General features: G+C 60.4%; 12 protein-coding genes. 3 read left to right on the plus strand and 9 right to left on the minus strand.

All coding sequences use genetic code 11. From position 1 onward, the window contains the following. Positions 1–23: 23 nt before the first annotated feature. From AACY02_RS09540 to AACY02_RS09555, 4 genes are read right to left on the minus strand one after another with little or no spacing between them, the layout of a single operon-like run. Positions 24–1,181 carry an osmoprotectant ABC transporter ATP-binding protein OsmV gene (locus AACY02_RS09540; protein WP_339431716.1) on the minus strand — a complete coding sequence of 386 codons (1,158 nt, stop codon included), beginning with the start codon at positions 1,179–1,181 and terminating at the stop codon, positions 24–26. Next, the gene (locus AACY02_RS09545) at positions 1,178–1,831 is read right to left on the minus strand and encodes an ABC transporter permease (RefSeq protein ID WP_221730077.1); all 654 of its coding nucleotides are present in this window, start codon (positions 1,829–1,831) and stop codon (positions 1,178–1,180) included. The genes AACY02_RS09540 and AACY02_RS09545 overlap by 4 nt, the downstream gene beginning before the upstream one ends. A gap of 14 nt (positions 1,832–1,845) precedes the next feature. Beyond that, positions 1,846–2,739: a glycine betaine ABC transporter substrate-binding protein gene (locus AACY02_RS09550; RefSeq protein WP_339431717.1), complete on the minus strand. Its 894-nt coding sequence runs from the start codon at positions 2,737–2,739 to the stop codon at positions 1,846–1,848. Between the two features lie 20 nt (positions 2,740–2,759). Further along, entirely contained in the window at positions 2,760–3,449 is a 690-nt protein-coding gene (locus tag AACY02_RS09555) for an ABC transporter permease (RefSeq protein WP_339431775.1), read from the minus strand. Between the two features lie 357 nt (positions 3,450–3,806). Between AACY02_RS09555 and AACY02_RS09560 the strand changes: the two genes are divergently transcribed. The 3 genes from AACY02_RS09560 (at position 3,807) to AACY02_RS09570 (ending at position 7,682) form a co-directional block, all read left to right on the plus strand. Beyond that, positions 3,807–5,390 carry a peptide chain release factor 3 gene (locus AACY02_RS09560; protein WP_339431718.1) on the plus strand — a complete coding sequence of 528 codons (1,584 nt, stop codon included), beginning with the start codon at positions 3,807–3,809 and terminating at the stop codon, positions 5,388–5,390. A 648-nt stretch (positions 5,391–6,038) separates the two neighbouring features. Beyond that, complete coding sequence (locus AACY02_RS09565) at positions 6,039–7,241, plus strand: MFS transporter (RefSeq protein WP_339431719.1); 1,203 nt, start codon at positions 6,039–6,041, stop codon at positions 7,239–7,241. 180 nt (positions 7,242–7,421) lie between these two features. Continuing rightward, a complete protein-coding gene (locus AACY02_RS09570) occupies positions 7,422–7,682 on the plus strand; it encodes a hypothetical protein (protein ID WP_339431720.1) in 261 nt (86 codons plus the stop codon). A 132-nt stretch (positions 7,683–7,814) separates the two neighbouring features. Here AACY02_RS09570 and AACY02_RS09575 read toward each other — a convergent pair whose 3' ends face one another. The 5 genes from AACY02_RS09575 to AACY02_RS09595 form a co-directional block, all read right to left on the minus strand. Continuing rightward, complete coding sequence (locus tag AACY02_RS09575; RefSeq protein WP_339431721.1) at positions 7,815–8,795, minus strand: peptide ABC transporter ATP-binding protein; 981 nt, start codon at positions 8,793–8,795, stop codon at positions 7,815–7,817. Next, on the minus strand, positions 8,795–9,763 hold the full coding sequence (locus AACY02_RS09580; RefSeq protein WP_339431722.1) for an ABC transporter ATP-binding protein: 969 nt from the start codon (positions 9,761–9,763) through the stop codon (positions 8,795–8,797). The genes AACY02_RS09575 and AACY02_RS09580 overlap by 1 nt, the downstream gene beginning before the upstream one ends. Positions 9,764–9,773: 10 nt before the next feature. After that, positions 9,774–10,700: an ABC transporter permease subunit gene (locus tag AACY02_RS09585; RefSeq protein WP_221730070.1), complete on the minus strand. Its 927-nt coding sequence runs from the start codon at positions 10,698–10,700 to the stop codon at positions 9,774–9,776. A 12-nt stretch (positions 10,701–10,712) separates the two neighbouring features. Next, positions 10,713–11,723 (minus strand): ABC transporter permease subunit, encoded by a 1,011-nt coding sequence (locus AACY02_RS09590; RefSeq protein WP_221730069.1) that lies wholly within the window; start codon positions 11,721–11,723, stop codon positions 10,713–10,715. A 73-nt stretch (positions 11,724–11,796) separates the two neighbouring features. Next, on the minus strand, positions 11,797–13,392 hold the full coding sequence (locus AACY02_RS09595) for an ABC transporter substrate-binding protein (RefSeq protein ID WP_339431723.1): 1,596 nt from the start codon (positions 13,390–13,392) through the stop codon (positions 11,797–11,799). Positions 13,393–13,395: the final 3 nt, after the last annotated feature.

Below are 13,395 nucleotides of genomic sequence, written 5' to 3' on the forward strand. Positions count from 1 at the left end.
GGGCACGGCACATCAGCGCTCTATCAGGCCAGCGCTGTCTCGGCGGGGGAGATGATGCTGGTCTTGCCACCGCGGGATTTGCCGGAACTCAGATACTCGGCAATCGACTCCTGCGTGACCTCGCCCAGGAACACCCGCTCGGCGTCCAACACCGGCAACCACGAACGATTGAACTCGTACATGCGCGACAGCAGGATGCGCAAATGCTCGTCATACGCCGCCGTGGCGTTGAACTCACGCAGGAACTGCGCGCAGGTGCCGGTCTGGCGGTGCAGGTCGCGGCGACGCACATAACCCAGCGCCTTGTTCTCGGCACAGGTGACCACGACGTAGCGGCGGTCATGTTCGTCCATCAATTCCAGCGCATCGGCCACCGGGGTTTCCGGGCTCACCGACGGCGCGTTGTCCGCCGCGTCTTCTGCCTTGACCAGCAGCAGGCGCTTGAGGGTGCTGTCCTGGCCGACGAAGTTGCTGACAAAGTCGTCCGCCGGGTGTGCGAGCAGGGTGTCCGGGTGATCGATCTGCAGCAGTTTGCCGGCGCGGAAGATCGCAATCTTGTCGCCGAGTTTGATCGCCTCGTCGATGTCGTGGCTGACCATGATGACGGTCTTGTTCAGCGCGCGCTGCATCTCGAAGAACTCGTTCTGGATCATCTCTCGGTTGATCGGGTCGACCGCACCGAACGGCTCGTCCATCAGCAACAGCGGTGCGTCCGCCGCCAGCGCACGAATCACGCCGATGCGCTGTTGCTGGCCACCGGACAATTCACGCGGATAACGATGCAGATACTGCTTGGGCTCAAGCTTGATCATGCTCATCAGTTCACGGGCGCGGTCGTGGCATTTCTGTTTGTCCCAGCCGAGCAGCTTCGGCACCACCACAATGTTCTCTTCGATGGTCATGTTCGGGAACAGACCGATCTGCTGGATCACGTAGCCGATGTTGCGGCGCAGGGTCACTTCGTCCAGGTCGGTGGTGTCTTCACCATTGATCAGGATCTTGCCCGAAGTCGGTTTGATCAGGCGGTTGATCATCTTCAGCGTGGTGCTTTTGCCGCAACCCGATGGCCCGAGGAACACACAGATTTCGCCTTCATTGACGGTCAGGCTCACCGAGTCCACGGCTTTGATGTCTTTGCCGTTGCTTTGGAAGGTCTTGCTGAGGTTTTGAAGTTCGATCATTTGAGGAGTCCTTTTGGAGTCAGTGCGCGTTGCAGCCACTGCAGGAGGAGGTCGGCGAAGATCGCCAGAAGACTGACCAGCAGCGCGCCGACGATGAGCATCGACATGTCACTGCGGCTGATGGAGGCGAGGATCAACACACCGAGACCGCCGGCGCCGACGGTGGCGGCGATGGTCATCACGCCGATGTTCATCACCACGGCAGTGCGCACACCGGCGAGGATCACCGGTACCGCAATCGGCAACTCGACCATGCGCAGGCGCTGGCCGAAGGTCATGCCGATGCCGCGTGCGGCTTCACGGATGCCCGGTTCGACGCCGGTCAGGGCCAGGTAGGTGTTGCGCATGATCGGCAGCAGTGAATAAAGGAACACCGCCGTGATCGCCGGCATCGGGCCCAGGCCTTGGCCGAACTTGGAGTAGAACGGCAACAGCAGGCCGAACAGGGCAATCGACGGCACGGTCAGCAGCACGGTGGCGCTGGCCTGTAAAGGGCCGGCGAGGCTCGGAAAGCGGGTCATCAGAATGCCCAGCGGCACACCGGCGACAATCGCCAGACTGACGGCGATCCCCACCAGAGAAATGTGCTGCAAGGTCAGGTGCAGCACCTGCTGCCAGTCAAGATGGGAAAAGGCGTTCAAGAATTCCATGACGTTTCCTCCCTTCAATTCAATGGATGTTGGCGCAGGAAATCAGCGGCCACAGCGGATGGGCTTTCATGATCGACATCGACCCGCGCGTTGAGCCGGCGCATGGTTTCGTCATCAAACAGTTCGGCCAGCGGCTTGAGTTGCCCGGCCAGTTTCGGGTGGGCGTCCAGATAGGCCTGGCGCACCACGGGCGCGGCGGTGTAGTCCGGGAAGTAATGCTTGTCGTCCGCCAGCAATTTCAGATTGAAGGCGCTCAGGCGACCGTCCGTGGTGTACACCAGGCCGGCGAACACTTGGCCATTGCGCAGGGCGGTGTAGACCAGACCGGCGTCCATCTGGCGGGTGTTCTCGCGTGTCAGGTTCATGTCATAGAGCTTGACCATGCCGTCCAGGCCGTCGGAGCGGTTGGCGAACTCAGTGTCCAGAGCCACCAGATGATTGGCCTCGGCCTCATCCCGCAGCACGGTGTTCAGTTCGCTGATGCTGTTGATCTGCGGGTACTGGTCGGCGATTTTTTTCGGCAGGGCCAGTGCATAGGTGTTGCTGAATTTCGACGGTGCGAGCCAGGTCAGGCCTTTTTTGGCATCGAGTTCTTTCACCCGAGCGTAGGACTGTTCGCTGTCGAGTTTTTCGGTGACATGGTTGTAGGACACCAGCGACACACCGGTGTACTCCCAGAGCATGTCCAGTTGGCCACTCTCCTGAGCGCTGCGCGCCAGATTGCTACCCAGCCCACCGGTGATTTGCGCGTCGTAGCCTTTGCTGCGCAGGTACTGCGAGGTGATTTGCGCCAGCAGGGTTTGTTCGGTGAACACCCGGGCGCCAATGCGGATAACCGGTTTGTCGGCGGCTTGGGCGATTCCTGCGAACAGCAGGGCGCAGCCTAAAATCAAGCTAAGTCGTTTCATGAAGATTCCTTTGCCGGGGCTTAAGACGGGCGCAAGCCGCGTTCGAGCCAGAGTCGACTGCCCAGGGTGACAGCGCCATCGAGCAGCAGCGCCAGTAAGGCGGTACACGCGGCGCCGAGCAGCAGTTGCGGCTGATTGTTCAGCGCGATACCCGGGAAGATCAGGCTGCCAAGGCTGTTGGCGCCGATCAGAAACGCCAGCGGCGCTGTCCCGACATTGATCGCCAGCGCCACACGCACACCACCGACGATGATCGGCACAGCGTTGGGCAACTCGACTTTCCACAGCACCTGACGCGGGGTCATGCCGATGCCGACGGCGGCTTCTTTGAGTGAACCCTGAACGTTTTTCAGGCCTTCGTAGGTGTTGCGCACAATTGGCAACAGTGACGCGAGGAACAGCGCGAAGATCGCCGGGCCGCTGCCGATGCCCAGAATCCCCAGGGCAATTGCGAGTACGGCCAACGGCGGCACGGTGTTGCCGATGTTGAAGATCTGCATGAAGCGTTCGGCGCGCCCGACCATGCCTGGGCGACTGAGGAAGATGCCGGCGGGGATGCCCACGACGAGGGCAGCGAGCATTGAAGCGAGGACGAGAACCAGATGAGCTTGCAGGTAAAACAACAAATCGTCGCGGTAGTGTTCGATCGTGTTGATGCCGATCCAGTGGACCAGCAGGGCCAGGAGCGCGATCACCACCGCACCTCCCATCAGCCCTTTGCCATAGCGGATAGCCACAGGCGGACTCCTTTTTTTAGTCGGCGAACGCCATCCTGCGTGGCAGGCCAAACCTTGGCTGCCGGGAAAAAACGTTCGCGAGAAGCAGCTCCCTCAGCACCGGCAAAAAGCGGTCTGAAAGCGAGCCATGAGCGCAGCCTCGTCAGGCTAACTTGCTGATTTTTCAGCCCCTGACGAAACGTCGTAACAGGGGATGGACGTCTCCGTGCTTTAAAAGGTTCCCATCCGAGACAGCATTTGGCCACCCCTGATGTGCTCAACGGTTCGGTTATTGTCTGGACTTGGGCTATAATCGCGGCCCTTTTTTGAATCACCGCCAGGCGATTTCCCATGACCAACCAGGCCGCCGAAGTCGCGAAACGCCGCACTTTCGCCATTATTTCCCACCCCGATGCCGGTAAAACCACGATCACCGAAAAGCTCCTGTTGATGGGCAAGGCGATTGCGGTGGCCGGTACGGTGAAATCCCGTAAATCCGACCGCCATGCGACATCCGACTGGATGGAGATGGAGAAACAACGGGGTATTTCCATTACCACGTCGGTCATGCAGTTCCCGTATCGCGATCACATGGTCAACCTGCTCGACACCCCGGGCCACGAAGACTTCTCCGAAGACACCTACCGCACTCTGACGGCAGTGGACTCGGCCTTGATGGTCCTCGACGGCGGTAAGGGTGTTGAGCCACGGACCATCGCGCTGATGGACGTTTGCCGTCTGCGAGACACGCCGATCGTCAGCTTCATCAACAAACTCGACCGTGACATCCGCGACCCGATCGAACTGCTCGACGAAATCGAAGCCGTTCTGAAGATCAAGGCGGCGCCGATCACCTGGCCGATCGGTTGCTACCGCGACTTCAAAGGCGTGTACCACCTGGCCGACGACTACATCATTGTCTACACCGCCGGTCACGGTCACGAACGCACCGAAACCAAGATCATCGAGAAGCTCGACTCCGACGAAGCCCGCGCGCATCTGGGCGACGAGTACGACCGCTTCATCGAGCAACTGGAACTGGTACAGGGCGCCTGCCACGAGTTCAACCAGCAAGAGTTCCTCGACGGCCAACTGACCCCGGTGTTCTTCGGTACCGCACTGGGCAACTTCGGTGTCGACCACGTGCTCGACGCCGTCGTTGACTGGGCGCCGCGCCCGCTGGCACGCGTGGCCAACGAGCGCACCGTGGAACCGGTCGAAGAGAAGTTCTCGGGCTTCATCTTCAAGATCCAGGCGAACATGGACCCCAAACACCGTGACCGCATCGCCTTCATGCGTATCTGCTCCGGCAAGTACGAAAAAGGCATGAAGATGCGTCATGTGCGTACCGGCAAGGACGTGCGCATCGGCGACGCCCTGACGTTCTTCTCCTCCGAGCGTGAGCAACTGGAAGAGGCGTTTGCCGGCGATATCATCGGCCTGCACAACCACGGCACCATTCAGATCGGCGACACCTTCAGCGAAGGTGAAGCGCTTGGTTTCACCGGTATTCCGCACTTCGCCCCGGAACTGTTCCGTCGCGTGCGTCTGCGTGACCCGCTGAAATCCAAGCAACTGCGCCAGGGGCTGCAGCAGTTGGCTGAAGAAGGCGCGACCCAGGTGTTCTTCCCGGAGCGCAGCAACGACATCATTCTCGGTGCCGTCGGTGTGCTGCAGTTCGACGTGGTCGCCAGTCGCTTGAAAGAGGAATACAAGGTCGAGTGCTCGTATGAGCCGATCACTGTTTACTCGGCGCGCTGGATTGAATGCGACGACAAGAAGAAGCTTGAGGAATTCTCCAACAAGGCTGTGGAAAACCTGGCAGTCGATGGCGGCGGGCACCTGACTTACCTCGCTCCGACGCGGGTTAACCTGGCGTTGATGGAAGAGCGCTGGCCGGATGTGAAATTCCGTGCGACGCGTGAGCATCACTAAGCGCTGAATTGTTTTGTCCAAAGCCCCCTAGGTGTATGCCTAGGGGGCTTTTTTTGCTTGGTTGGTTTGGGTGTATATCCGTTTCTGCGGGTGTTGCGGCTGACGGTTTCGCCCTTACGGCGACTCACTTTTTTTACAAACGCCTAAAAAAAGTAAGCAAAAAAACGCTTGCTCCTACGTGCGGCCCGCTCGCTGGGGCTCGGGGTTCCTTCGCTGCGGGATTGATCCGGGGGGCATCGCCTCCGGTTTGCTGCGCTGCACCTCCTCTCGATGTGTTTGGCTTCGCCAAACGGTCGCTGCGCTCCCATCCCCGGATCAATCCCTCCACTCAGCCTTCCGACGTCGCCCGTGGATCAAGGTCAAGAGCTGCAGCCGAGCTAACGCTCATCCTGTTGAGTGGTGAGTAGCAGAGGGGATACGCGTTCTGCTCATGCTTTTTTGTGTGCGAGCCTGCTCGCGAAGGCGGCCTGACGGCCGACCATTTTCTGACTGAGTGCCTTCAATCTGCCTGATCTGCCGAAGGTTGCACCTGCATGGGGCTGTAGGGCGACTCCGTTTTTTGTGATCTCGACATACTTGAGCGCGACAATCCGAGAGCTGACCGTTAGTGTCTCAGGTTTGCGAAAGTCGCTTTGAGAGGTCAAAGGAATGACAAGTCGGCTGACTTACCTGCTGCGACTCAATGGCTATTTTGGCGTAATGGCCTGGGTGCTCGCGGCGCTGCTGTTCATCAATCGCCTCAGCAGTATGGTCAAGCTGTTCATGGCGTTGTATCTGCGTCAGGAGCTGGGGCTGGCGATTGAAACCGTGGGCTGGCTGCTGTCCGGTTACGGCGCGGGGCTGTTGATCGGTTCGATGGTCGGTGGGTTGCTCAGTGATCGCTTTCCCACGGCGCGGCTCACGGCGGCGCTGTTTTTCCTGTCGGTATGGACCCTGATCCTGTTGGGGTTGGTCACCGACGTGCCGTGGCTTGCGGCGTTATTGCTGTTGAGCGGTGTGCTCGACGGGGCGATCCGCACCCTGCATCAACGGTTGATCATGGAGTATTGCGAGGTTGCGCAGCGTTCGCGTGCGCAAGCTTTGAGCCGGGTTGCGAGAAATCTCGGGATGGCCGCTGCCGGGGTGGCTGGCGGGGTGTTGGCGCAGACGGATTTTCGCTCGGTGTTTTTCGCCAGTGCGGCGATGACGCTACTGGCGTTGCTCTGGTTTGTCCGCACGACCTGGCGTCGACCGGTGTTGATCGTTGAGGCGTCAGCCGACGCGGGCTCCGGCGCATCCTCTGCGTATCGCGACAAGGCGTTTCTCTGGTTGCTGGCAGCGGCGGTCTTGCTCGGCATGGCGTTCGATACCGTCTACAGCACGCTGGGCAACTATCTGCGTGACTACTACCACTTGAGCACAGAAGCCATCGGTTGGCAGTTCGCGCTCAACGCGATACTGATTGTGGCCCTGCAGATTCCGCTGTCCCATTGGGGCGAACGGTGGGGCATGCGGCGGCAACTGGTGGCCGGCAGTCTGTTGCTGGCTATCGGGCTGGGCATGTTGCCATTGGGCACCGGACTGTTTTTCGTCTGCCTGTCGACGGTGGTCTGGACACTGGGCGAAGCGCTGTTCATGCCGCCGCTCAATGTGTTGGTCATGCAGCATGCACAGAGTGGCAAAGGCGGGCAGTACTTCGGTCTGTTTTTCATGAGCTGGAGTGCGAGCGCACTGGTATCACCGGTGCTGAGCGGTCAAATGTACGGATACTTTGGCGGGCACAGTGTCTGGCTGGTCAGTGCGACGCTGGCGCTGTTGGCCATCCCGCTGATTTATCAGGCCACTCACACACGCGTCTCGGACGGGCCTTAAGGGCAGGCCGGCGTCCTTTAGCGGCTCCGGCTATTGGCGTTATTGGAAACCAGTCTTTGTGTCGAGGGTATTTCTGCCGGCTGCTGAGTGTCTTGTCTGGTGAACCCGGCGGATCGGAACTAGATTTCATTCATCGCCGGATCGGCATGTTTGTCTCACCCGCAGAGGATGGAATCGATCATGAAAAACAGATTGCTACGCGTTTTGCTGCTGTTGAAAGTGATGGTGATGTTCTCCCTCGGCACCGCGACGGCTTGGGCCGAGTGCGAGGATCACGATGCCCAGGCCTTCAGCGGGCAGGTGGGGCACAGCGGGCTGATGCTGGCCAAGTCTGATTCTGAGGGCGGTGATAAAGGCCAGGGCGGCAGCGAAGGCGATGATGATTCGACCACCGACGAGCCGGCCACCGACGACAGTGACGAAGGCGACAGCCAGACGTAAATGGCAGACAAAAGAAAACCCCTTCTACCTCGACTGATGCGCAATCGAAGCGGAAGGGGTTTGGTTAACACTTTGACTCTAAGTCCAACACAATCTCTGTGGGAACGGGCTTGCATTTGCCTCGGGATTTGCTTACGCCGCGCCGTCGAGGAACTGCTCGGCGTAGTGGCACGCCACCTGCCGGTTGTCGAGCTCGCGCAGGGCTGGCTCTTGAGTGCTGCAACGCTCGGTCGCATACGGGCAACGCTTGTGGAACGCGCAGCCTGCGGGCGGGTTGAGCGGGTTGGGCAATTCGCCGACGATCTTGATTTTCGGCTTGTCCGGATCCGGGTGAATCGTCGGGGTCGCCGACAGCAGCGCCTGGGTGTAAGGGTGCAGAGGACGATCATAGATGGCGTTTTTCGGACCCATTTCCACCGGGCGACCGAGGTACATCACCATCACGTCATCGGCCACGTGTTGCACCACCGCCAGGTTGTGCGAGATGAACACGTAGGCGGTGTTGAACTCCTGCTGCAGATCCATGAACAGGTTCAGCACCTGCGCCTGAATCGACACGTCCAGCGCCGAAGTCGGTTCGTCCGCCACCAGCACTTTGGGTTGCAGCATCATTGCTCGGGCCAGGGCGATACGCTGGCGCTGACCGCCGGAAAACATGTGCGGATAACGCTGGTAGTGCTCGGGACGCAAGCCGACCTGCTTCATCATCGCCTGGACTTTCTCGCGACGTTCGGCGGCGGACAGGTTGGTGTTGATCAGCAGCGGCTCGCCGAGCTGATCACCGACTTTCTGCCGTGGGTTCAACGACGCGTACGGGCTCTGGAACACCATCTGCACGTCTTTGCGCAGTTGCTTGCGCTGGGCCTTGTCGGCACCGGCCACTTCCTGGCCGGCGATTTTCAAGGAGCCGGACGACGGCTCTTCAATCAGGGTCAGGGCGCGGGCGAGGGTCGATTTGCCACAGCCCGACTCGCCGACAACCGCGAGGGTCTTGCCGGCTTCCAGTTCGAACGACACGCCGTTCAGCGCGCGCACGGTGGCGTGGCCCTTGAACAGGCCACGGGAGACTTCGTAGTGACGGGTCAGGTCGCGGGCGGTAAGTACGACGGCCATTACGCCACCTCCTGGTTCAGCGGGTAGAAGCAGCGGGCGAGGCTGTGGCTTTTCGGGTCAAGGGTCGGACGTTGCGCGCGGCAGCTGTCCTGCACGTACGGGCAGCGCGGCGACAGCAGGCAGCCCTGCGGACGGTCGTAACGGCCCGGGACGATGCCCGGCAGCGTCGCCAGACGCTCGGCGCCCTGGCTGTGCTCCGGAATCGCCTTGAGCAGCGCTTCGCTGTACGGGTGCGCCGGGATGTCGAACAGTTGTGGCACCTGACCGACTTCAACGGCTTGGCCGGCATACATCACGCACACGCGCTGGGCGGTTTCAGCCACGACCGCGAGGTCGTGGGTGATCAGCACCAGGCCCATGTCCTGTTCTTTCTGTAACGCCAGCAGCAGATCCATGATCTGCGCCTGAATCGTTACGTCCAGTGCAGTGGTCGGTTCGTCGGCGATCAGCAGTTTTGGCTCGCCGGCAATCGCCATGGCGATGGCGACGCGCTGGCTCATACCGCCGGACAGTTGATGCGGGTAGGCGTCCATACGGCTGGCGGCGCCCGGGATTTCCACTTTTTCCAGCAGTTCGATGGCACGTTTACGCGCTTGCTTGGCGGACATTTTCAGGTGCAGGCGCAGCACTTCTTCGATCTGGAAACCGACGGTGTAGCTCGGGTTCAGTGCGGTCATCGGGTCCTGGAACACCATTGCCAGGTCTTTGCCGACGATCTGCCGGCGCTGGCGGTTGCTCAGGGTGAGCATGTTCTTGCCGTCGAAATTCAGGGCGTCGGCCGTGACGATCCCCGGGTGCTCGATCAGGCCCATCAGGGCCATCATGGTCACGGATTTGCCCGAACCGGACTCGCCCACGATCGCCAGTACTTCGCCCTTGTCGACTTTGAGGTCGAGGCCATCGACCACCGGCACGGCGGTTTTGTCGCCGAAGCGAACGTTGAGATTCTTGATTTCTAGCAGTGACATGGGAATCTCCTCAGGCGGCGTTCTTGAGTTTCGGGTCCAGCGCATCGCGCAGACCGTCGCCCATCAGGTTGATTGCCAGCACGCTGAGCAAAATGGTCAAACCAGGCAGGCTCACCACCCACCAGGCGCGTTCGATGTAGTCGCGGGCCGAGGCCAGCATGGTGCCCCACTCAGGGGTTGGCGGTTGTACGCCAAGGCCGAGGAAGCCCAGGGCGGCGGCATCGAGAATCGCCGAGGAGAAGCTCAGGGTCGCTTGTACGATCAGCGGTGCCATGCAGTTGGGCAGCACGGTGATGAACATCAGGCGTGGCAGCCCGGCACCGGCCAGGCGCGCGGCGGTCACGTAGTCGCGGTTCAGTTCGCCCATGACGGCGGCACGGGTCAGACGCACGTAGGACGGCAGCGATACCACAGCAATCGCAATCACGGTGTTGATCAGGCCAGGGCCGAGGATGGCGACAATCGCCACCGCCAGCAGCAAGGACGGCAGGGCCAGCATGATGTCCATCAAACGCATGATGGTCGGGCCGAGGACTTTGGGGAAGAAACCGGCGAACAGACCCAGCAGGATGCCCGGGATCAACGACATCACGACCGAAGACAAACCGATCAGCAGCGACAGGCGCGAACCCTGGATCAGACGCGACAGCAAGTCGCGACCCAGTTCATCGGTGCCGAGCAGGAACTGAATCTGCCCGCCTTCGAGCCACGACGGCGGCGTCAGCAGGAAGTCACGGTATTGCTCGCTCGGGTTATGCGGTGCGACCCACGGCGCGAACAGCGCGCAGAAGACGATCAGCAGCATGAACAGCAAACCGGCAACTGCGCCCTTGTTCTTGGAGAAGGCTTGCCAGAATTCTTTGTACGGTGACGGGTACAGCAGGCTTTGATCCACGTCGGACGCGGCGGTGGCTGCTGAGGAAGTTGGAGTGCTCATGGGTAATTGACCTCAGCGCTGATGACGGATGCGTGGGTTGGCAAAGCCGTAGAGGATGTCCACTACGAAGTTGACCAGAATCACCAGGCAGGCGATTAACAGGATGCCGTTTTGCACAACCGGGTAGTCCCGGGCGCCGATGGCTTCGATCAGCCATTTACCGATGCCGGGCCAGGAGAAGATGGTTTCGGTCAGAACCGCACCGGCCAGCAGCGTGCCGACTTGCAGGCCGACCACGGTCAGGACCGGAATCAGCGCGTTACGCAAACCGTGGACGAACACCACGCGTGCCGGCGACAGGCCTTTGGCCCTGGCAGTGCGGATGTAGTCTTCACGCAGGACTTCGAGCATCGAGGAGCGGGTCATCCGCGCGATCACCGCCAGCGGGATGGTCCCCAGCACGATGGCCGGCAGGATCAAGTGATGCAATGCGTCGAAGAATGCGCCGACGTCATCGGCCAGCAGCGTGTCGATCAACATGAAACCGGTGCGCGGCTCGATGTCGTAGAGCAGGTCGATCCGCCCGGACACCGGGGTCCAGCCCAGGCTCACCGAGAAGAACATGATCAGGATCAGGCCCCACCAGAAGATCGGCATCGAATACCCCGCCAGGGAGATGCCCATCACCCCATGGTCGAACAGGGATCCTCGCTTGAGTGCCGCAATCACCCCGGCCAGAAGGCCCAGAATGCCGGCGAACAGCAGGGCGGCCATGGACAGTTCCAGGGTCGCCGGGAAAAGGGAGGTGAACTCGGTCCAGACGCTGGTGCGCGTACGCAGGGATTCGCCGAGATCGCCGTGAGCCAGTTTGCCGATGTAGTCCAGATACTGGGCATACAGCGGTTTGTTCAGACCTAGGCGTTCCATTGCCTGAGCGTGCATTTCGGGATCGACCCGACGTTCGCCCATCATCACTTCCACGGGGTCGCCCGGAATCATGCGAATCAACGCGAAAGTCAGCAAGGTGATGCCGAAAAACGTGGGGATCAACAACCCCAGTCGGCGGGCAATAAAACTAAACATCTTGTGTGGTACCTCATCAGCCGGTTAGGCGTACCCGGCTTCCCTGGGGTCAGGGAGGCCGGGCGTTTCTTATCTACTTCACCTGGGTGGTGGCGAAGTTATTAGTTGTCAGAGGGCTGATGTGGTAGCCCTCTACGTTGTTGCGCATTGCAGTGAACATCCGGGTGTGGGCCATGCTGATCCACGGTTGGTCCTGATTAAACAGGACCTGGGCTTGCTCGTAGAGTTTCGCGCGTTCGGCCGGATCTACTTTAGCCCGTGCTTCATCCAGCAGAGCCTGGAATTTCTCGTTGCACCAGCGCGCGTAGTTCTCGCCATTCTTGGCCGCCTCGCAACTGAGCATAGGCGTCAGGAAGTTGTCCGGGTCGCCATTGTCGCCCGCCCATCCGGCCGAGACCATGTCGTGCTCACCGGCCTTGGCGCGTTTGAGCATTTCGCCCCATTCCATCACGCGGATGTCGATCTTGATCCCGACTTTCGCCAGGTCAGCCTGCATCATCTGCGCGCCGAGCATCGGGTTGGGGTTGGTCGGGCCGCCGCCGTTGCGGGTAAACAGGGTAAACGTGGTGCCTTCTGGAACACCGGCTTCCTTGAGCAGGGCGCGAGCCTTGTCGAGATCGCGAGGCGGGTTCTTCAAGTCATGGTTGTAGCCCAGCAGCGTCGGTGGGTACGGGTTGACTGCGACGGTGGCGTTACCTTTGCCAAACAGCGCGTTTACGTAGGCTTCCTTGTCGAAGGCGATGTCGATCGCTTTGCGCACCCGCACGTCGCTCATGTATTTGTGCTGGGTGTTCATGGCGACATACGACACGGTCATCGCGTCGAGTTCGGCGACTTTCAGGTTGCTGTCTTTCTTGATGCTCGGGATGTCATCCGGCTTCGGATACAGCGCAATCTGGCACTCGTTGGCCTTGAGTTTTTGCAGGCGCACGTTGTTGTCGGTGGCAATCGCCAGAATCAGCGCATCGGCCGGTGGCTTGCCACGGAAATAGTCCGGGTTGGCCTTGAACCGTACTTGAGCGTCCTTGGCGTAACGCTGGAAGATGAACGGGCCGGTGCCGATCGGCTTGCTGTTCAGGTCGCCGGTCTTGTTGGCCTTGAGCAACTGGTCGGCGTATTCGGCCGAGTAGATCGAGGAGAACGCCATGGCCAGGTCGGCCAGGAACGGCGCTTCGCGGCGGGTCAGGGTGAACTTGACCGTGTTGTCGTCGACTTTTTCTACGCTTTTGAGCAGTTCCTTGAAGCCCATGCTTTCAAAGTAGGGGAAGCCCACGCTCGACAGTTTGTGCCACGGGTGATTCGGGTCCAGTTGACGCTGGAAGCTCCAGACCACGTCGTCGGCGTTCATGTCGCGAGTCGGCTTGAAGTAATCGGTGGTGTGAAACTTGACGCCTTTGCGCAGGTGGAAGGTGTAGCTCAAGCCGTCATCGCTGATGTCCCAGGAGTCGGCCAGCGCCGGTATCACTTCGGTGGTGCCGGGCTTGAAGTCCGCCAGCCGGTTGAAGATGGTTTCGGCCACCGCGTCGGCTGTGACTGCAGTTGTGTACTGGACCATGTCGAAGCCTTCCGGACTGGCTTCGGTGCAGACCACCAAGGGTTTGGCCGAGACGCCGATGGCGGCGCTCAACAACGCGGCAGCGACGGCCGCACGTAGGGGAAGCATTTTCATCGA

Source organism: Pseudomonas sp. EA_65y_Pfl2_P78 (genome assembly GCF_963970495.1).
Lineage (GTDB): Bacteria > Pseudomonadota > Gammaproteobacteria > Pseudomonadales > Pseudomonadaceae > Aquipseudomonas > Aquipseudomonas baetica_A.